General features: G+C 70.1%; 11 protein-coding genes. 2 read left to right on the top strand and 9 right to left on the bottom strand.

Features of this window, described 5'->3' with window-relative positions; translation table 11 throughout:
- Positions 1–2: 2 nt before the first annotated feature.
- The 7 genes from AU194_RS13830 to AU194_RS13860 are packed head-to-tail and all read right to left on the bottom strand — an operon-like array spanning position 3 to position 10,315.
- On the bottom strand, positions 3–845 hold the full coding sequence (locus tag AU194_RS13830) for a DUF3097 domain-containing protein (protein ID WP_059089828.1): 843 nt from the start codon (positions 843–845) through the stop codon (positions 3–5).
- A gap of 58 nt (positions 846–903) precedes the next feature.
- Entirely contained in the window at positions 904–1,980 is a 1,077-nt protein-coding gene (locus tag AU194_RS13835; protein ID WP_059089859.1) for a putative zinc-binding metallopeptidase, read from the bottom strand.
- On the bottom strand, positions 1,980–2,906 hold the full coding sequence (locus AU194_RS13840) for a transglutaminase family protein (protein ID WP_059089829.1): 927 nt from the start codon (positions 2,904–2,906) through the stop codon (positions 1,980–1,982). The genes AU194_RS13835 and AU194_RS13840 overlap by 1 nt, the downstream gene beginning before the upstream one ends.
- Positions 2,873–5,494 carry a circularly permuted type 2 ATP-grasp protein gene (locus AU194_RS13845; RefSeq protein ID WP_059089830.1) on the bottom strand — a complete coding sequence of 874 codons (2,622 nt, stop codon included), beginning with the start codon at positions 5,492–5,494 and terminating at the stop codon, positions 2,873–2,875. The genes AU194_RS13840 and AU194_RS13845 overlap by 34 nt, the downstream gene beginning before the upstream one ends.
- Positions 5,494–8,811: a DUF2126 domain-containing protein gene (locus AU194_RS13850; protein ID WP_059089831.1), complete on the bottom strand. Its 3,318-nt coding sequence runs from the start codon at positions 8,809–8,811 to the stop codon at positions 5,494–5,496. The genes AU194_RS13845 and AU194_RS13850 overlap by 1 nt, the downstream gene beginning before the upstream one ends.
- Before the next feature lie 46 nt (positions 8,812–8,857).
- On the bottom strand, positions 8,858–9,787 hold the full coding sequence (locus AU194_RS13855) for a DUF389 domain-containing protein (protein WP_059089832.1): 930 nt from the start codon (positions 9,785–9,787) through the stop codon (positions 8,858–8,860).
- A gap of 30 nt (positions 9,788–9,817) precedes the next feature.
- Positions 9,818–10,315 carry a helix-turn-helix domain-containing protein gene (locus AU194_RS13860; protein ID WP_059089833.1) on the bottom strand — a complete coding sequence of 166 codons (498 nt, stop codon included), beginning with the start codon at positions 10,313–10,315 and terminating at the stop codon, positions 9,818–9,820.
- 89 nt (positions 10,316–10,404) lie between these two features.
- Here AU194_RS13860 and AU194_RS13865 point away from each other — a divergent pair, with 89 nt between their 5' ends.
- Positions 10,405–11,589: an acetyl-CoA C-acyltransferase gene (locus tag AU194_RS13865; protein WP_059089834.1), complete on the top strand. Its 1,185-nt coding sequence runs from the start codon at positions 10,405–10,407 to the stop codon at positions 11,587–11,589.
- Positions 11,590–11,643: 54 nt separating this feature from the next.
- Here the strand turns inward: AU194_RS13865 and arr are convergent, their stop codons facing one another.
- Together arr and AU194_RS13875 are read right to left on the bottom strand one after the other, a co-directional pair.
- Positions 11,644–12,063, bottom strand: coding sequence for an NAD(+)--rifampin ADP-ribosyltransferase (gene arr / locus AU194_RS13870; protein ID WP_059089835.1), 420 nt, complete (start codon positions 12,061–12,063; stop codon positions 11,644–11,646).
- 112 nt (positions 12,064–12,175) lie between these two features.
- Positions 12,176–12,604 carry a nitroreductase family deazaflavin-dependent oxidoreductase gene (locus AU194_RS13875; RefSeq protein WP_059089836.1) on the bottom strand — a complete coding sequence of 143 codons (429 nt, stop codon included), beginning with the start codon at positions 12,602–12,604 and terminating at the stop codon, positions 12,176–12,178.
- 236 nt (positions 12,605–12,840) lie between these two features.
- Between AU194_RS13875 and AU194_RS13880 the strand changes: the two genes are divergently transcribed.
- On the top strand, positions 12,841–17,157 hold the full coding sequence (locus AU194_RS13880) for an AAA family ATPase (protein ID WP_059089860.1): 4,317 nt from the start codon (positions 12,841–12,843) through the stop codon (positions 17,155–17,157).

Raw genomic sequence — 17,157 nt, forward strand, 5'->3', positions numbered from 1 at the left:
CGTCACGGCGACGCGGGCGCCGTCACGAAATCGATGAGCTCCTCGACCCGGCCGATGAGCTCGGGCTCCAGATCCGTCCAGTTCCGGACGCGGCCGCGGATGTGCTGCCATGCCCGTGCGATGTCGGCCTGGTCCGCGTGCGGCCAGCCCAGCGCCGCGCACACCCCGTGTTTCCAGTCCGTGCCGCGCGGCACCCGCGGCCATGCCGCGATCCCGAGGCGGGCGGGTTTCACCGCCTCCCAGATGTCGATGTAGGGGTGGCCGACCACCAGCGTGTGCGCCCCGAAGCGGCCGCGCGCGACGGCCTCGGCGATGCGGGACTCCTTGGAGCCGGCGACGAGATGGTCGACGAGCACGCCCAGCCGGCGGCCGGGTCCGGGCTGGAACTCCTCGACGATCGCGGCGAGGTCGTCGACACCCCCGAGGTACTCGACCACCACGCCCTCGATGCGCAGATCCTCACCCCAGACCTGTTCGACGAGTTCGGCGTCGTGGCGGCCCTCGACGTAGATCCGGCTGGCCAGCGCCACCTTCGCGCGGACGCCGGCCACCGCGACCGAACCCGAGGCGGTGCGGGCGGCCGGGCCGGGAGCCTGCCGCGGCGGGGTCAGGATGACGGGTTTGCCCTCCAGCAGGAAGCCCGGACCCAGCGGGAAGACCCGGACGCGGCCGTTGCGGTCCTCGAGTTCGACGCGGCCCTTCTCGACGCGCACCACCGCACCGACGTAGCCGGACTGGGCGTCCTCCACCACCATGCCCGCCTCGACGGGCTGTTCGACAGAACGCGCGCGTTGGGGCGCATGCGGGTTGCGGGCCAGTACGTCGCGGCCGTAGCGATCGGTCACCGGGTGATCGTAGGGACGGCGACGGCGTTCGCGGCCGAACGTCAGCCCCGCGTGTTGCTCACTGCCCCTGCTGGTGCTGCTGCGACGACGCGCTCGCCAGTTTGGTGGGGTCGGCGGTCACCTCGTCGATGACGTTGTGGATGAACCGCATCTTCTCGAGCACCGGCGGCGGGAGCACGAAGGGGTACAGATCGTCCTTGCCCATCGACCGGTTGATCATGTTCTGCGCCCACGACAGCGGCAGCCACATCTCGATGATCGTGTCGAACCCGCTCGGGCCGAGTACGCGACGCTCGAAAGTCGCTCCCGCAGGGGCGAATCCGAACGCCGCGGCGGTGTCGAGCGTGTCGCGGATGTGCAGGTAGTGGGCGAACGTCTCGGCCCAGTCCTCCGCGGGGTGCATGGTGGCGTAGGAGGACACGTAGTTCTCCTCCCACCCCGCCGGCGCACCCTCGCTGTAGTGGCGGTCCAGCGCCTCCTGGTAGTCGAGGTCCGGGTCGCCGAACAATTCGTTGAAGGTCTCGAGGTAAGCCGGCGACGGCCCGATGAGGCGGTAGAAGTAGTAGTGCCCGATCTCGTGGCGGAAGTGCCCGAGCAGCGTCCGGTACGGCTCGTCCATCGCAACGCGCAGCTGTTCGCGGTGGACGTCGTCGCCCTCAGCGAGGTCGAGGGTGATCACGCCGTTGGCGTGTCCGGTGAACACCTTCTCGTTCTCACTGGAGAGCAGGTCGAAGGCCAGACCGTAGTCGGGGTCCTCGTCGCGACCCACGATCGGCAGCTTGAGTTCGTGCAGTTCGGCGATGAGCCTGCGCTTGGCGCGCTCGGCGACGGCGAAGGCGGCGAGCGCCTTGGTGTCGGCGTCGTTGGGCCGAGTGCGGGTCAGCGCGCACGCCTGGCACAGCCGAGCGATCGGTCCCGTCTCGACCAGCCAGTTGCACTCGGCGAGATGCATGTTCGCGCACAACTGGTACTGGCGTTCGGACACCGCGCCCGCGTGTTCACTCTCCTTCGGCGGCGCGATCACCAGCAGCGCCATGTCGTCGACCGAGAACCCCAGTGCACTGCCGCAATTGAGGCACACCGAGTTCTCGAACGCCAACCGCTGGCCGCAGTTCGGGCAGTTGAAGTCCCGCATCAGCGCGCACACCCGTCCAGCGGCGCCACGTCGACGGACACCTCGATCTTGCTGCTCTCGGAGTCGGTGTAGATGATCCCCCGCAGCGGTGGCACGTCGGCGTAGTCGCGGCCGACGCCCACCACGACGTAGCGTTCGTCCTCCAGTGCGGCGTTGGTGGGATCCAGCCCGAGCCACTGGTTCTGGGGTGTCCACACCGAAGCCCAGGCGTGCGTCGCATCGATGCCGACCATGCGTTCCTTTCCGGGGGGAGGGTCCGTCGCCAGGTAACCCGAGACATAGCTGGCGGCCAGACCGTTCGCGCGCAGGCAGGCGATCGCCAGCCGAGCGAAGTCCTGACATACCCCCTCGCGCGCCGTCAAAACCTCGTTGACCTTGGTCGACACCGTGGTGGACCCGGACCGGTAGGTGAAGTCGCGGTTGATCCGCGTGTTCAGGTCGTGCAGCACCTCGATCAGCGGCCGGCCGGGGGTGAAACTCGGTGCGGCGTAATCACGTACGGCCGCGGTGATCTCCGGCGGACTGAGGTCGAGGGTGAATTCGGTGGCCAGTGCGCCGTCGGCTCCGACCGGCCGGGCCAATTCCCACGGCGCCCGGGCGGATCCGCCGCTGTAGAGCGACTCCGGTGGCGGATCGACCTCGACGACCGAACTGCTGGTGATGCTGAGCACCCGGTGACGGTCGGTGACGTGAAAGTACGAGCTCGCGTTGCCGTAGGCGTCGCGGCTGGTGGAGCTGTCGGCGGGTTCGGGATCGATGGTCAGCTCGTGGGTCAGGCACCGCTGCCGGTCGGAGTCGCGCGGGGTGAGGAAGCCGCGGCCGTAGGAGCTGGTCACCACGTCGGAGTAGGTGTAGACGGTGCGGTGGATGATGCGGTACGTACGGGTCGCTTTCACGGCAGCACCCGGCGTTCGGCGGGCCCCCACAGCGGCTGCATCCCGCCGGGCAGCGAGAGGTGCGTCGTCGTGATGACCCCCGACAGCGCGCGCAGGTCCCGCTGGACGGCGTCGAGCAGGTCGGCCAGTTCGGCTCGCCTGCCGTCGGCGGTGACGTCCTCGAGGTCGGCGGGGTCGACGCGGCGCAACCGGGTGGCGAGGTCGTCGACAAGACGTTGCGGGCGTGAGGAACCCGACGAACCCGGAAGTGCGCGCAGACCGTCGCGCAGGCGGTCGAACTGGTAGGCCAGCGAGCGGGGGTTCTCGGCGTCGAACAGCAGCAGGTCGGCCACGGCGGACACCCGCACGGTGCCGAGCATCCGGCGCCGGTAGATCACCGACGACTCGCAGGCCACCAGGGTGGATTCGGTGATCGTCTGCTCGGCGCCGCGGCTGCGCACGTCGACCAACGTGGCCCGCAGCAGCCCGACCAGCCCCAGTCCGCGTTCGATGCGTTTGCCGATGTCCATCATCGTCCAGCCGGCATCGCGGATCATGGATTCGGCGGCCACCCCGGACAGCGCCAGCATCCCCGCCAGGGTGGCGCTGTGCGCGGACGCCAAGTAGGCGTCGCCCTCGGTCTTGGATTCCGGTGGCGCCGACGAGGATCGGAGCACGGCGCGTTCGACGGCGGCGAGCACCATCCAGGTGTCGTTGGACATCTGGTCGCGCACCGAGCGGGCCGCCAGCCCGAGCCGTTCGACCGATTGGGCGAGCGATCCGGGGCGGTGCCGGTCGGCGGTCAGCGCCCACAGGGTGGTCGGCGCGGTCGCAATCATCTCCGCCTGGTCGCCGCGCGCCCCGGTGTCGGTGCCGGTGAGTTTCCCGATGGCGGTGAGTAGCACCGGAACGCACGCACTGCCGTCCACCTCCTGCCGGTACCGGTACTCGTGGTAGCGCTCCCGGGTCACGGTGAGCAGTCGTGCGGTGTACTCGGCGCGTTCGGCGTAGCGGCCCAACCAGAACAGGTCCGACAACACGCGCGGGGAGGTGACCTCGCGGGTGGGGCTCGCGGTGACGGGCGCGGCGATGTCGGGTTCGACGCCCGTGGTGCGCTCGGCGGTGACGCGTGCCGGGCTGCGGATCCAGACATCCTTGGCCGCAATGGTTCTCAACTTGTAGGCGGCGTTGCCCGGGGCCAGCAGGTAGCCGAGCCCGCCGATCATCGGGGCGTAGCCGCCGCGCTGGGCGACGGTGAACAACCGCATTCCGACACTCGCCGCCGACAGGCCGTCGTCGCGGTGCACGGTCGGCGCCGACGAGAACTGCGGCAGTTCCCGGCCGATCCACTGCCACGGCGCGGCGTCGATCCGTGCGGCCATCTCGTCGCGCTGGGCCCGGGACAGCGCGGAGCCGACGACGGACTCCCCACCGGTCACCGGGGTAAAAACCAGCGAGGCGACGTTGCTCAGCAGGTGTGAGCGTTCCAGGTCGATACCGCCCCAGTAGACCGGTGCGGTCGCCAGCAGCGGTGTCTCCCCCAGCAGTTCTTCGGCGACTTCGGGCAGGAAGCGCTGCAGACCGGGGCTCTCCAGGATGCCGCTGCCCAAGGTGTTGACGACGGTGACCGCGCCGCGCCGCTGCGCCTCGACCAGCCCGACCACGCCGAGCCGGGAGTCCGCACGCAGGTCGAGCGGATCGGCGTAGTCGGCGTCCACCCGCCGCAGCACGACGTCGACGCGTTTGAGCGTGCCCAGCGAGCGCATCCACAGCTTGCCGTCGCGCACCACCAGATCGGGGCTCTCCACCAGTGGGAACCCGAGCATGCCGGCCAGGTACGCCTGGTCGAACGCGGTCGCGGAGTGGATGCCCGGGCTGAGCACCACGACGACGGGTTCCTCGGCCGCCGCGGGCGCGGCGTCGATCAGCGCCAGGCGCAGCGCTTGGGCCCACGGTGACGCCGGGCGCGGCCGGAGCTGCTCGTACAGTTCGGGGATCGCGTGGGCGACGACCCGGCGGTCGGCCATCGCGAACCCGGCCCCCGAGGGTGCCTGGGTCCAGTCGGCGTTCACCGCGAACGACCCGTCCTCGGTGCGGCTGACATCGCAGCCGTGCAGGAACAGCTGGCGGCGGCCGGGGATCGCGATGCCGCGGGCGGCGCGCACATAGCCGGGGTGGGCGAACACCAGCTGCGCCGGCAGCACTCCGCTGGTGATCGACCGCTGCTCGCCGTACAGGTCGGTCAACACCGCGTCCAGCAGCCGGGAGCGTTGCACCAGGCCGGATTCCAGGTGGTCCCAGTCGTCGGCGGACAGGATCAGCGGCAGCCCGTCGAGGCGCCACGGACCGGGGACGGTCTCCCCGTCCTCGTCGACGTGGAGGTAGGTGATGCCGTCGTTGTCGACGAGGCTCGCCACCACCTCCTGCAGCTGGTCGAGCCCGCCGCGGCCGCGTTCGACGACGCACTGCGCCAGTTCGCGCCACGCCGGTCTGATGTCGCCTGCGGCGTCGACGAACTCGTCGTACCCGTCGCGCACGTCGAACAGCACCTGCTGAGCGCGCGCGGCACGGTAGCCGGCGACGACGCCGTCGACGTCGGCGGGTGCGGGCCCGGACGGACCCTGAGCAGACAAGACCATCACCGCAGCACGGTACGCACCCGACGCAGGTCGAGGATGCCCGGCGCGCCCACATCGGTCGACTGGCGGGCCTGCTTCTCGCGCAGCGCCGACAGGTCGATGCGGCCCGCGGTGAATCCGGTGGACTCGAAGCGACGGCCACGGCGCGATTCGGCCTCCACGGCGTTGACCGGTGGGGTGTCGTAGGACCGGCCGCCGGGGTGGGAGACGTGGTAGGTGCATCCGCCGCGGGACACCTCCGCGGCCGTGTCGACGAGTTCGAAGCGCAGCGGGCCGTCGACGGTGATGGTGGGGTGCAGTGCGCTCGGCGGCTGCCACGCGCGATAGCGCACCCCGCCGACCTGGATGTCGGGGTTGTCGGTCGCCAACAGCGGGATCGGGTGCCCGTTGCAGGTGACGAGGTAGCGGTTGCGGTCGGCGCCGGTCAACCGCACCTGCAGCCGCTCGATCGAGGAGTCGACGTAGCGGGCGGTGCCGCTCGCGGTGGCCTGCTCCCCCAGCACGTTCCACGGTTCGATCGCGCCGCGCAGTTCGATCTCCACGCCGTCGAGGACCGCGGCGCCGATGCGGGGGAAGCGGAACTCGGTGAACGGGTCGAGCCAGCTGGTGTCGAACGCGATCCCGTTGGCGCGCAGGTCAGCGGCGACGTCGGCGATGTCGTGGATGAGGAAGTGTGGCAACAGGTATCGGCCGTGCAGGTTGGCGCCGTGCCGGATCAGCGGGGCGCGCAGGGGTTGGTCCCAGAACCACGCCACCAGCGCACGCACCAGCAGCGACTGCACCATCGCCATCTGGAAGTGCGGCGGCATCTCGAAGCCGCGCAGTTCCAGCAGCCCGAGCCGGCCGCGCGCGCTGTCGGGGCTGTACAGCTTGTCGATGCAGAATTCGGCGCGGTGGGTGTTGCCGGTGATGTCGGTCAGCAGGTGGCGCAGCGCCCGGTCGGTCACCCACGCCTTGCGTCCGCCCGCGCCGCAGAGCCGGTCGATCTCGGCGAAGGCGATCTCGAGTTCGTAGAGCGCCTCCGCGCGGCCCTCGTCGACCCGTGGCGCCTGCGAGGTGGTGCCGACGAACCGCCCGGCGAACAGGTACGACAGCGCGGGATGGCGCTGCCAGTAGGTGAGCATCGACACCAGCAGGTCGGGGCGGCGCAGCAGCGGCGAGTCGGCGGGTGTGGGTCCGCCGAGGGTGATGTGGTTGCCGCCGCCGGTGCCGCCGTGGGTGCCGTCGACGTCGAACTGCTCGGTGGTCAACCGGGCGAGCCTGGCCTGTTCGTAGAGCGTCTCCAGTTGCGCACGCTGGTCGGCGAAACCGCCCGTCGGGGCGACGTTGACCTCGATGACGCCGGGGTCGGGGGTGACGGTGACCCAGCCCAGCCGGGGGTCGGTGGGCGGCGGGTAGCCCTCGACGACCAGCGGGCAGCCGACGTGCGCGGCCGCGGCCTCCACCCGGCCGACGAGGTCGACGAAGTGGTCGAGGTCCTCGGTCGGGGGCAGGAAGACGTAGAGCACCCCGTCCCGGACCTCCGAAACGAGCGCCGTCGTGGGCCCGGTGTCGTCGTCCTCGACCACGGCGTCGGGTTCGCCGGTGGGGTCGGCGAGCGTTCCGCGGCGGGCCAGCGGGTCGGCGGGATAGGTGGGTCGGGGTGGCTGCCAGCTGATCGCGTCGAGCGGCAGCCGCAGACCGGCGGGCGAATCGCCGTCGAGCAGCACGATGCGACCGCGGCGCAGCCGCCAGTCGGCGCTGGCCCAGCCGGAGTCGTCGTCGCGGCGGTGCAGCGGCAGCACGTGGGCGGCGGGGTCGGTGACGCCCTGGTCGAGCCGGGTCAGCAGCGCCGCGCGCGCCGCCGCGGTGTCGTCGGCGAGATCGTCTGCGGCGGCGACAGCCGGTCCAGCGGGCTGCCGGACCGCGGTGGCCAGCCGGCTCAGCGGGTCCTCGAAGGCGGGCCGGACCTGGGTGGCGGGCAACCCGAGCCCGGCCGCGATCGCGTCGAGCAGGCGGCGGGCGGCGTCGGAATCCACGGCGTCGGCGGCTGTGCCGCCGGTCGCCCACGGGTCGGCCAGCAGTGTGGCGTCGCTCCACAGCGGTGCGCCGTCGGCCCGCCAGTACACCCCGATCTGCCAGCGCGGCAACGGTTCTCCGGGGTACCACTTGCCCTGGCTGGGCTGCACCAGCCCCTGCGGCGCCCACACGTCCTTGAGCCGGGCGGCCAGCGCGGAGGCCCGTTCCCGTTTGTGCGGGCCGTCGGCGGCGGTGGTCCACTCGGGGTCGGTGCGGTTGTCGACGGAGACGAAGGTCGGTTCGCCGCCGACGGTGAGGCGGACGTCGGCGCGCGCCATCCGGTCGTCGACCCGGTCCCCCAGTGCGCAGATCGCCGCCCACGCGGCGTCGGTGTAGGGCAGGGTGACGCGCGGGTCCTCGTGGACCCGGGTGACGACGTTGGCGAAATCGAGGGTGGTCTCGCACGGTTCGGTGGCGCCGGTGATCGGGGCGGCGGACTCGGGGTGCGGGGTCGCCGAGAGCGGGATGTGGCCTTCTCCGGCGAACAGTCCGGAGGTGGGGTCCAGGCCGATCCAGCCGGCGCCCGGTATGTAGACCTCGGTCCAGGCGTGCAGATCGGTGAAGTCGGCGGTGGGTCCGGATGGGCCGTCGAGCGCCTTGACGTCGGAGGTGAGTTGGACGAGGTAGCCGGAGACGAAGCGGGCGGCCAAGCCGAGTTCGCGCAGGATCGACACCAGCAGCCAGGCTGAGTCCCGGCACGATCCGATGCCGGAGCGCAGCGTGTGCTCGGGCGTGTGCACCCCCGGTTCCAGCCGCAGGCTGTAGGCGACGTCGTTGTTGATCGCGCGGTTGAGGGCGACCAGGAACTCGATCGTGCCGGTGCCGGGTGCGACGGTGAAGTCCTTGACCCACCGCTGGACCAGTTCGCCGGGCCCAGAGCCGTCTCCGTCGTCGTCGACGGGTTTCAGGTACGGCTTGAGGTCTTCGGCGAGCGCCTGCGGGTACTGGAAGCCGATGCGTTCGGCGTAATCCTCGATGAAGAAGTCGAACGGGTTGATCACCTTGAGGTCGGCGATCAGGCCGACGGTGATCGTCAGCTGCCGGGCGCGGTTCGGGAACACCACGCGGGCAACGAAGTTGCCGAACGCGTCCTGCTGCCAGTTGATGAAGTGGTCGTCGGGTTCGACGGTCAGCGAGTAGGCCTCGATCGGGGTGCGCGAGTGCGGGGCCGGACGCAGCCGGATGACGTGCGGATGCACCTCGACGAGCCGGTCGAACGTGTAGCTGGTGCGGTGCTCCAGCGCCACCTTGATGCCCATCCGCTGATCCCATCACACCGTGTCGGGGTGCGCATGCCCGCCGCGGTCAGGTCTGCGCCACCCGCGGGATGAGCGTCCCCTTGGGCCGCAGCACCAGCACCAGCACCCCGGCCACCACGATGCCGACGAGGTTGACCAGCAGCTGCAGCGCCGATTTCGCCGCCACGTCCCACTGCCCGACGGTGGCCGCGACGACGGCGAATCCGGCCGCGGTGACGGTGTACACCGAAATGAACACCCCCACCAGACCCGTCGCCCGCGCCGACACCAGCGACAGCATGCCCGCCGCCCCGGCCAGCAGCGCCACCACGAACGACAGCGGCCCGACCCGGAAGATGAAGTCGACCTCGTCGACGTGGGATACGGAGTCCACCGTCAACCAGCCGACCGCCTCTGCGGCCATCGTGCACAGTGCGGTGATCCCCATCGCGATCGGGAATCCGACGAGCAGCGCCAGGGTTGCGCGCCGGGCCAGGCTGCGTCGGCGTTGGACGAGTGCGACGGCGAGCGCGGCCAGCGGCCCGAACTCCGGACCGAGCACCATCGCGCCGACGACCGTCACGGTGGAGTCGGTGACCACGCCGACCGCGGTGAGCAGGCAGGCCAGGGTGAGGAACATGATGAAGGTGACGCTGAGCGTCGCCTCTTCCCTTGTGCGCCCGATCAATTCGTCCCAGATGACGGCGTCGGCCGGATCGCCCTCGGCGGCATCCTCGGCGCGGTGCGCGCGGGTGGAGAGCACGGTGTCGAGGATCTCGAGGGTGATCGCACCGCGGTGGTGCACCTCGAGTTCCTTGAGCCGCCTGATGACGTCGTTGGCGCATTCGCGGGCGATGTCGGCGGTGATCTCGTCACCGGCCGGATCCAGCGAGACGCCCGCGTAGAGCAGGATGTTCGCCACCCCGACCTCCGAGCGGAGCACCTCGAGCACCGGGTCGCGCAACTCCTCCGGCGCGATGACCCGCAGATGCAGCACCGGCCGAGAGTAGCGCCCGGACGGCCGCTCTCAGGGCATCTCGGGCCGACTGGCTCCGGTTCGGCGTCCAACCAGGCGCACCCCGAGTTCGTCGACCGGCACCTCGTGGCCCGCCCCGCAGCGGATCTCCACGGTCGCCTCCTCACCGCAGTCGAGGTGGGTCAGTCGCAACCGGCTGTCGTCGATGTGGCGGCGGCCCCATTCGAACAGCGCCCAGACCACCGGCATGAAATCGCGTCCGGCGTCGGTGAGCACGTATTCGTCCCGGCGGCGCTGACCGGGTTCCTGGTAGGGCCTGCGTTCGAGCAGGCCGGCCTCGACGAGTTCGGCCAGCCGTGCCGCCGCGGCCGCCTTGGTCACCCCCACCCGGCGCCAGAAGTCGTCGAAGCGGGTGGTGCCGTAGAAGGCCTCGCGCATCAGCAGCATCGTCGTCTTGGTGCCCAGCAGCGCCATCGTCTTCTCGATCGGGCACTGTCCCACCGCCGACCAGGCGTCGCGGTCGGCCAGCGGCCCTTGCAGCACGGACACGGAATTCTCCTCATCGCTGAGTTGTTCTCACTATACCTAGGTGGTACACACGTCTAGGTAGTCACAACCGTACTCAGAGTGGAGTGGACATGAGCGGATACACAGGACGCGACGCCGTCATCGTCGGAGCGGTCCGGACGCCGATCGGCAAGGGCAAACCCGGAGGCGCACTCCACGACGTGTTGCCCGCCGACCTGCTCGCCCACAGCCTTCGCGAACTCGTCGCGCGGACCGGAATCGATCCGGCACAGGTCGACGACGTCATCGCGGGCGCCGTCACCCAGGTCGGCGACCAGGCCGTCAACATCGCCCGCAACGCGTTGCTCGGCGCGGGGTTCCCGGAATCGGTCCCCGGCACCACCGTCGACCGCCAGTGCGGCAGCAGCCAGCAGGCCATCAGTTTCGCCGCCCAGGGTGTGGTCGCCGGCGCCTATGACATCGTGATCGCCGCGGGTGTGGAGTCGATGAGCCGCGTGCCGATGGGCTCCTCGGTGCTGCCCGGCAGCAACCCGTTCGGCGACGACTTCACCCGCCGCTACCCCGAAGGTCTTGTCCCTCAGGGCATCTCGGCCGAGTTGATCGCGGCCAAGTGGGGGCTGTCACGCACCCAGCTCGACGAGTTCTCGGCGGCCAGCCACGAGAGGGCCGCCGCGGCGACCAAGGCGGGGGCGTTCGACAACGAATTGGCGCCGATCGCCGGGTTGACCACCGACGAGATCATCCGTCCCGGCACCGGCGTCGAGACGCTGGCCGGACTGAAGCCGGCGTTCTACAACCCCGCCTACGAACAGCGTTTCCCCCAGATCAAGTGGGAGATCACCGCGGGCAACTCGTCGCCGCTGTCCGACGGCAGCGCCGCGGTGCTGATCACCACCACCGAGGCCGCCCGCCGGTTGGGCCTGCGACCCCTGGCGCGGATCCACACCGCGACCGCGGTCGGCTCCGACCCGCTCTACATGCTGACCGGCGTCATCCCCGCGACCGAGAAGGTGCTGACCCGGGCCGGCCTCACCCTCGCCGACATCGACCTGTTCGAGGTCAACGAGGCGTTCGCACCGGTCGTCCTCGCCTGGGCTCGTGACACGGGCGCCGACCTGGCCAAGACCAACGTCAACGGCGGCGCCATCGCGATCGGACACCCGCTGGGCGCCAGCGGCGTGCGGATCATGACCACGCTCGTCAACGCCCTCGAACAGCGCGGCGGCCGCTACGGGTTGCAGACCATGTGCGAGGCGGGCGGGATGGCCAACGCGACGATCATCGAGCGGCTGTAGGGATTTCGGCGTAGTTCGTTGCACCCAGCGCAACCAACTGCACCAAAATCGCACTCAGTCGTAAATGACGGCCAGTCCCTGGCGGCGGAGGTCGGCCAGGGCGTCGAGCATCGCCTGCAGTTGCTCGGGCGTGTGGCCGACCCAGTCGGTGAGTTCGCCGACCACGCGCACCGGTTCGCGGGTGCGGTAGGACCGGGTGGGGTTGCCGGGCAGCTTCTTGTCCGTCACGTTCGGATCGTCCTCGAGCGCGCCCTGCGGTTCGACGAGATAGACGCGGCCGGGACCGTCGCCGCGGGCGAGCTCGGCGCCCCACACCGCGGCGTCGAGCGTCTGGGTCACGTAGACGTGGTTGGAGACGCGGCCGTCCTCGTAGTTCGAAGGCCGCCCCGGCACCAGCAGATCCCCCACCGCCAGGTCCGCCTTCGTGCCGTGCAGGTACGCCCCCGACTCGTGCACCTCGAAAGGTTTGGTCACGCTCAACCCCCGTCCGTAGTAGCTGGACGGCGATTGTGCAGCAGGTCAGGGGCCTTGCCGCAAGCCCCCTGTCCGGCCATATAGTGAAGGGGGAAGCTCGAATCCGCGCCCGTCAGACGCGAGTGAGTTCGAACAGCGGGATGATCCGGTCCGTATTGGCCTGGTACTGACCGAAAGTCGGCGCGATCTCCACGATCTTCGGGTAGAGCTCGTCGCGTTCCTCGCGCGGCAATTCGCGGACGTCGACGTCGTAGGCCTCGGTCCCCACCTCGATGTGCGCCTTGGGCAGCGCCCGCAGGTTGTGCACCCATGCCGGGTCCTTGGGCGCCCCCGCATACGAGCCGATGATCAACATCTTCCCGTCGATGGTCAGATACGCCAGCGGCGACAACCGCGCTGCGCCGGTCTTGGCGCCCACGGTGTGCAACAGCAGCAGGGTGGCGCCCTCGAAGGGTCCACCCACCACGCCGCCATTGCTCCGGAACTCCTCGACGATGGCCTTGTTGAAGTCATTGAGGGAAGCTGCGTCAGGTCGGGTCATGCCGTGACGAACGCCACAACCGACGATTTGGTTCCACGCTTAGCTGACGCCGTACCGATTCATTGACGTCGCAAATACGGGTGCCGGCGTTCCACCATCCCTGCTGCGGGTTGACGAGCCGGTCAATACGATGATGACCTGCCCTGTTCGGCGGAAGGATGGACCATGCGCGTCACCAGGCGATCTCATCGGCGCACCGCCTGGCAAACGCTGCCCGTGTCGGAGCCCCGGGTGTCGTGACGGCCCGGACGGTCGATCTGGACGGCTGTGTGGTCGGCCGCGGACCCGAGCTCGCCGAATTGCGTGAGGCGGTGCAGACCGCCGAGCGCGAGGGCGGGACCTGCGTACTGCTCAGTGCCGCACCGGGTATTGGCAAGTCGACGCTCATCCAGGCGTTCGGGGCCGAGGTCGGCCAGCGCGGCTGCGTGTTCGGCTACGGCCGGTGCCGCGAGGGCCAACCGGCGCCGTACGCCGCACTCGCCGACGCCCTCGGCGCAATCGTGCGCACGATGGACGCCACCGCCGCCTCGGAGCGCGACCGCTGGCGGGGCGAACTCGCGTCCGGGATGTCGGCGCTGTCCGGCGTCCTCGGTGAACTCGTACCCGACATCGGCCGCGTCCTCGGCGAGGCCTCAAAGGTCACCGACCTCAACGCCGCCGAGGCCCGTCGGCGGCTGCACCGTGCCGTGATCCGGGTGCTGTCCGATACGTCGACGTTCCGTCCGGTCGTCCTGGCGATCGACGATCTGCAGTGGGCGGACCGGGACACGCTGCTGCTGCTGTCGGAGCTGTTGACGACATCGCTGCGAAACGTACTGGTGCTCGGCAGCTTTCGTACCGGGAAGTTCGATCCGCCGGCGGCGGGGCTGACGTCGGCACACCTGCGCACCTTCGAACTCGCGCCGCTGACGCTGCGGGATCTGCAGGACCTGCTGGCCGTGGTGTGCGGCCGGGGACCCGAACTGGGTGAGGTGGCGGGCGAATTCCACCACCGCACCGGCGGCAACCCGCTGCAGGTCCGGCAGCTGCTGCACCGCGCCCAACGCGACGGCGCGCTGAGCTCCTCGGGGCCCGAGGGGACGCCGTGTTGGGACCTGCGCATCCTGTCCTCGATCGAGGTGACCGCGACGACCGCCGCCTTCCTCGGGCGCCTGCTTGGCCAACTGCGCCCCGTCGACCGTGCGGTGCTGGGTGCGGTGACGTGCTTCGGCGGCGAGTTCGACCTCGACGATGCGACGGCCGCGGCCGCCCGACCCGCCGACGTCGTCGCGCACGCACTCTGGTCGGCGCTCGAGCTACGCCTGATCGAGGCCGTCGACAGCGGTGGCCGGCGGATCGCCAACGCATTGAGCCGCGACGCGCGGTACCGGTTCAGCCACGACCAGGTGGCCGAAGCCGCGCGGGTGGGCCTGTCCGCCGACGACACGCGTCAGATCCACCTGCGGATCGGCCGGCGACTGATGCAGCAGGGCGACGATCGGTTGTTCGAGGCGGCCCGGCATCTCGGCATCGGCGGCCGCGACCTCGACGACGCCCAGGAGCGGGCGAGCTTCGTCGACGTGCTCCAGCGCGCAGCACGCAGAGCCAAGGCGCAGACGTCGTTCCCGCTCGCGCTCGAATACTGCAGGCACGGTCTGGAACTGCTCGGTGAACATCGTTGGGCCGCACTTTTTCCCGTGGCTCGGCGGTTGCAACTGGATGCCGCGCACGCCGCGTTGCTGGTCGGGGACGTGGCGGCACTGCACACCCTGCTCGACGAAGCCGACGTCATGCTGGCCGAACCCGCCGACCGCACCCGGCTGGCGTATCTGCGGCTGAAAGGATGCATCGCGCAGAACCGGCTGCAGGAAGCGCTTGAAACCGGCCTGCGGGCCCTGGCCGAACTCGGTCAACCCCTGCCCGCCGTCGCGGGTAAGCCCCGGATGGCCGCGGCGCTGGTGCGCACGAAGTTCACCATGAGCCAGTGGTCCGACGAACGGCTGCTGGCGCTGGCGCTCTGCGAGGATCCGCGCGTCATCGAGATCCAGCGGCTGCTCTCCGAGATGCGGAGCCTGTGCTACATCGTCGCTCCGAACCTCTTTCCGTTGATCGTGCGCAGACAACTGGAGTTGATGCTGGCGCATGGCCACACCTCGAGCTCACCGCTGGGCTTGGTGAGCTTTGGTCTGCTGCTCGTGATGACCGGCGACCGGGCGGGCGGTCAGCGGTTCGGCGAGATCGGCGTGCGTCTGGCCGACCGCGACGAATTCCTCGAGGCCCGACCGCAGACGGTCTTCCTCTACCTCAACTTCATCCGGCACTGGCGGCACCCGCTGCGCGAGGGGTTGGGGCTGCTGCGTGATTCGGTCACCGAGGCACTGGATCAGGGCGACCACGAGTACGCCGGATTCCTGGCGGCCGCGCTGCTTTCCCAGTCGTTCTGGATCGGTAGGCCGCTGACGGAGATCGACGCGCTGGCGCGTTCGCTGATCCCCGAATTCCGTTCCCAGCCCGTGCCCACTGCGCTCTGCCAAGCCGTGCAACAGATCTGCCTGAACCTGATGGGCCGCAGCGGCGACCCGTTCCTGCTCGCGGGCGAGAGCGGTTACGACGAACGGGAGGCGCTGGCGGCGGCACGCCGAGAAAGCGACGAGGTGGCGCTGAGCACCGTCGCGACGATGAAACTGGGGCTGTACTTCTGGTGTGCCGACTACGCGGGCGGCGCCGAAGCGGCCACAGAGATGCTCGCCCATCTCGGCGGGATGGCCGGCACCGCGATCTTCCAACTGGACCATCTCATCGCGGCCCTGTGCATGATCCGCGCGGCCCCGCACGCCCGGACGACGCGCCAATGCGTGCACCGGGCGCTCGAACTGCACCGGAAGTGGGCGGCCGAGGCACCGGCCAACTACGCGGCACCGTATGAACTGCTGGACGGCGTGTGGGAGCGCGCCCGGGGCCACCATCGCAAGGCGGAGACCCACCTCGACCGCGCGATGACGCTCGCCGAGCGCAACCAGTTGCCGTTGATCGCCGCCCTCGCCTACGAGGAGGCCGCCGGGCTGTACGCCGACGTCGGTCGGCAGTCGTTGGTCGAACACATGCTGCGCACCGCGCATCAGCGCTGGCTGCGGCAGGGCATGACGGTGCGCGCCGCACGTCTCGCCCGCACGCATCCCTGGTTGCTGAGCCGCGAACTGGTCCCTCCGCAGTCCGACGGCGTCGATCCCTCGGCGGCCCACCATGTGATGCGGGCGCTTTCGGGGGCGCGCACGGCGGATCGGTTGGCCACCGTGGTGCTGGGCGCGGTCGCGGATCTGACCGGTGCGGACCGGATTCTGCTTCTCACCGGCGGCGGGGAGGATCTCGCGGTCCGCGCGGTGCGAGAGGGTGAAGCCACCACGCTCGTGGACGGGCCGTGGACCGAGATCCGCTACGACAGGAACGCTGTCCGCGCGGCGGTGAAGAGTAGCTCGCCGCTCACCGTCGGGTCCGATGCCGCCCGCCGCGTGACCGCGGTGCTCGTGGCGCCGATCGTCGTGCAGGACAGGGTGATCGGGGTGGTCTACGCCGAACACCGGGAGCCTGGCAGCGATTTCACCGCCGTGCAGGAGGATGCGGTCGCGTTCCTTTGCGATCAGGCGGCCGCTCCCCTGTGGAACTTCCAGCTCGAGGACCGGTTGCGGGCCGCCGACGAACACCGCCGCTCGCTGATCGACGTGCAGTCCCGCTTCGTGCCGAACGAACTGCTGCGCATCCTCGACATCGACGATCTGCGGCGGGTGCGCAGCGGCTACCGGGTCGAGCGGGAGATGACCGTGCTGATCTCCGACATCCGGGGCTACACGACGATGGTCGAGGACATGAGCGTGTCGGAGGCCAGCAACCTCGCGATGGGGTTCATGCGGGCGGTGGAGGTTCCGATCATCTCCTGCAACGGCATGATCCAGGACCTCCGCGGCGACGAGATCGTCGCGGTCTTCGACTCCGGCCCGGAGGACGCGGTGCGGGCGGGACTGGCGATGCTGAACTCGCTGCGCGAGCACAACCGCGAGCGGGTGGCACACGGGTCACAGGAGTTGCGGGTCGGGATCGGCATCAACACCGGTGTGGTGGGCGTCGGACTGGTCGGTGGCGTGAACCGGATGGTGTTGACGATCATCGGCGACGCGGTGAACCTCGCCGCCCGGATCGAGAGCACCAACAAGCGGTACGGTTCGGCGCTACTGATCTCCGACGCCACGTACGGCCGATTGAGCGACCGCGACAGGTTCGACGTCCGCCGGATGGAGCGGGTGATGGTGGTCAACCGGCGCAGACCGGTGACGATCTACGAGGTCTACGACGACGATCCGGCACCGCTCCGGGAGGCCAAGCGCGCGGCCCAGCCCGCTTTCGACCGCGCCTTCGCCCTGTTCGACGCGGGTGAGACCGACCGCGCGCGAACCGCTTTCGAAGATTGCCGGGGGTTATTGCCCGGCGATCCGATCGCCCCGTTGCACCTGGCCCACTGCGATGCGGTGAGCCACGGGGAGATGTCACCGGGCCAGGAGATCGTGCTCGCCCACAAATAG

The organism is Mycobacterium sp. GA-2829 (assembly GCF_001499965.1).
Taxonomy (GTDB): Bacteria; Actinomycetota; Actinomycetes; order Mycobacteriales; family Mycobacteriaceae; genus Mycobacterium.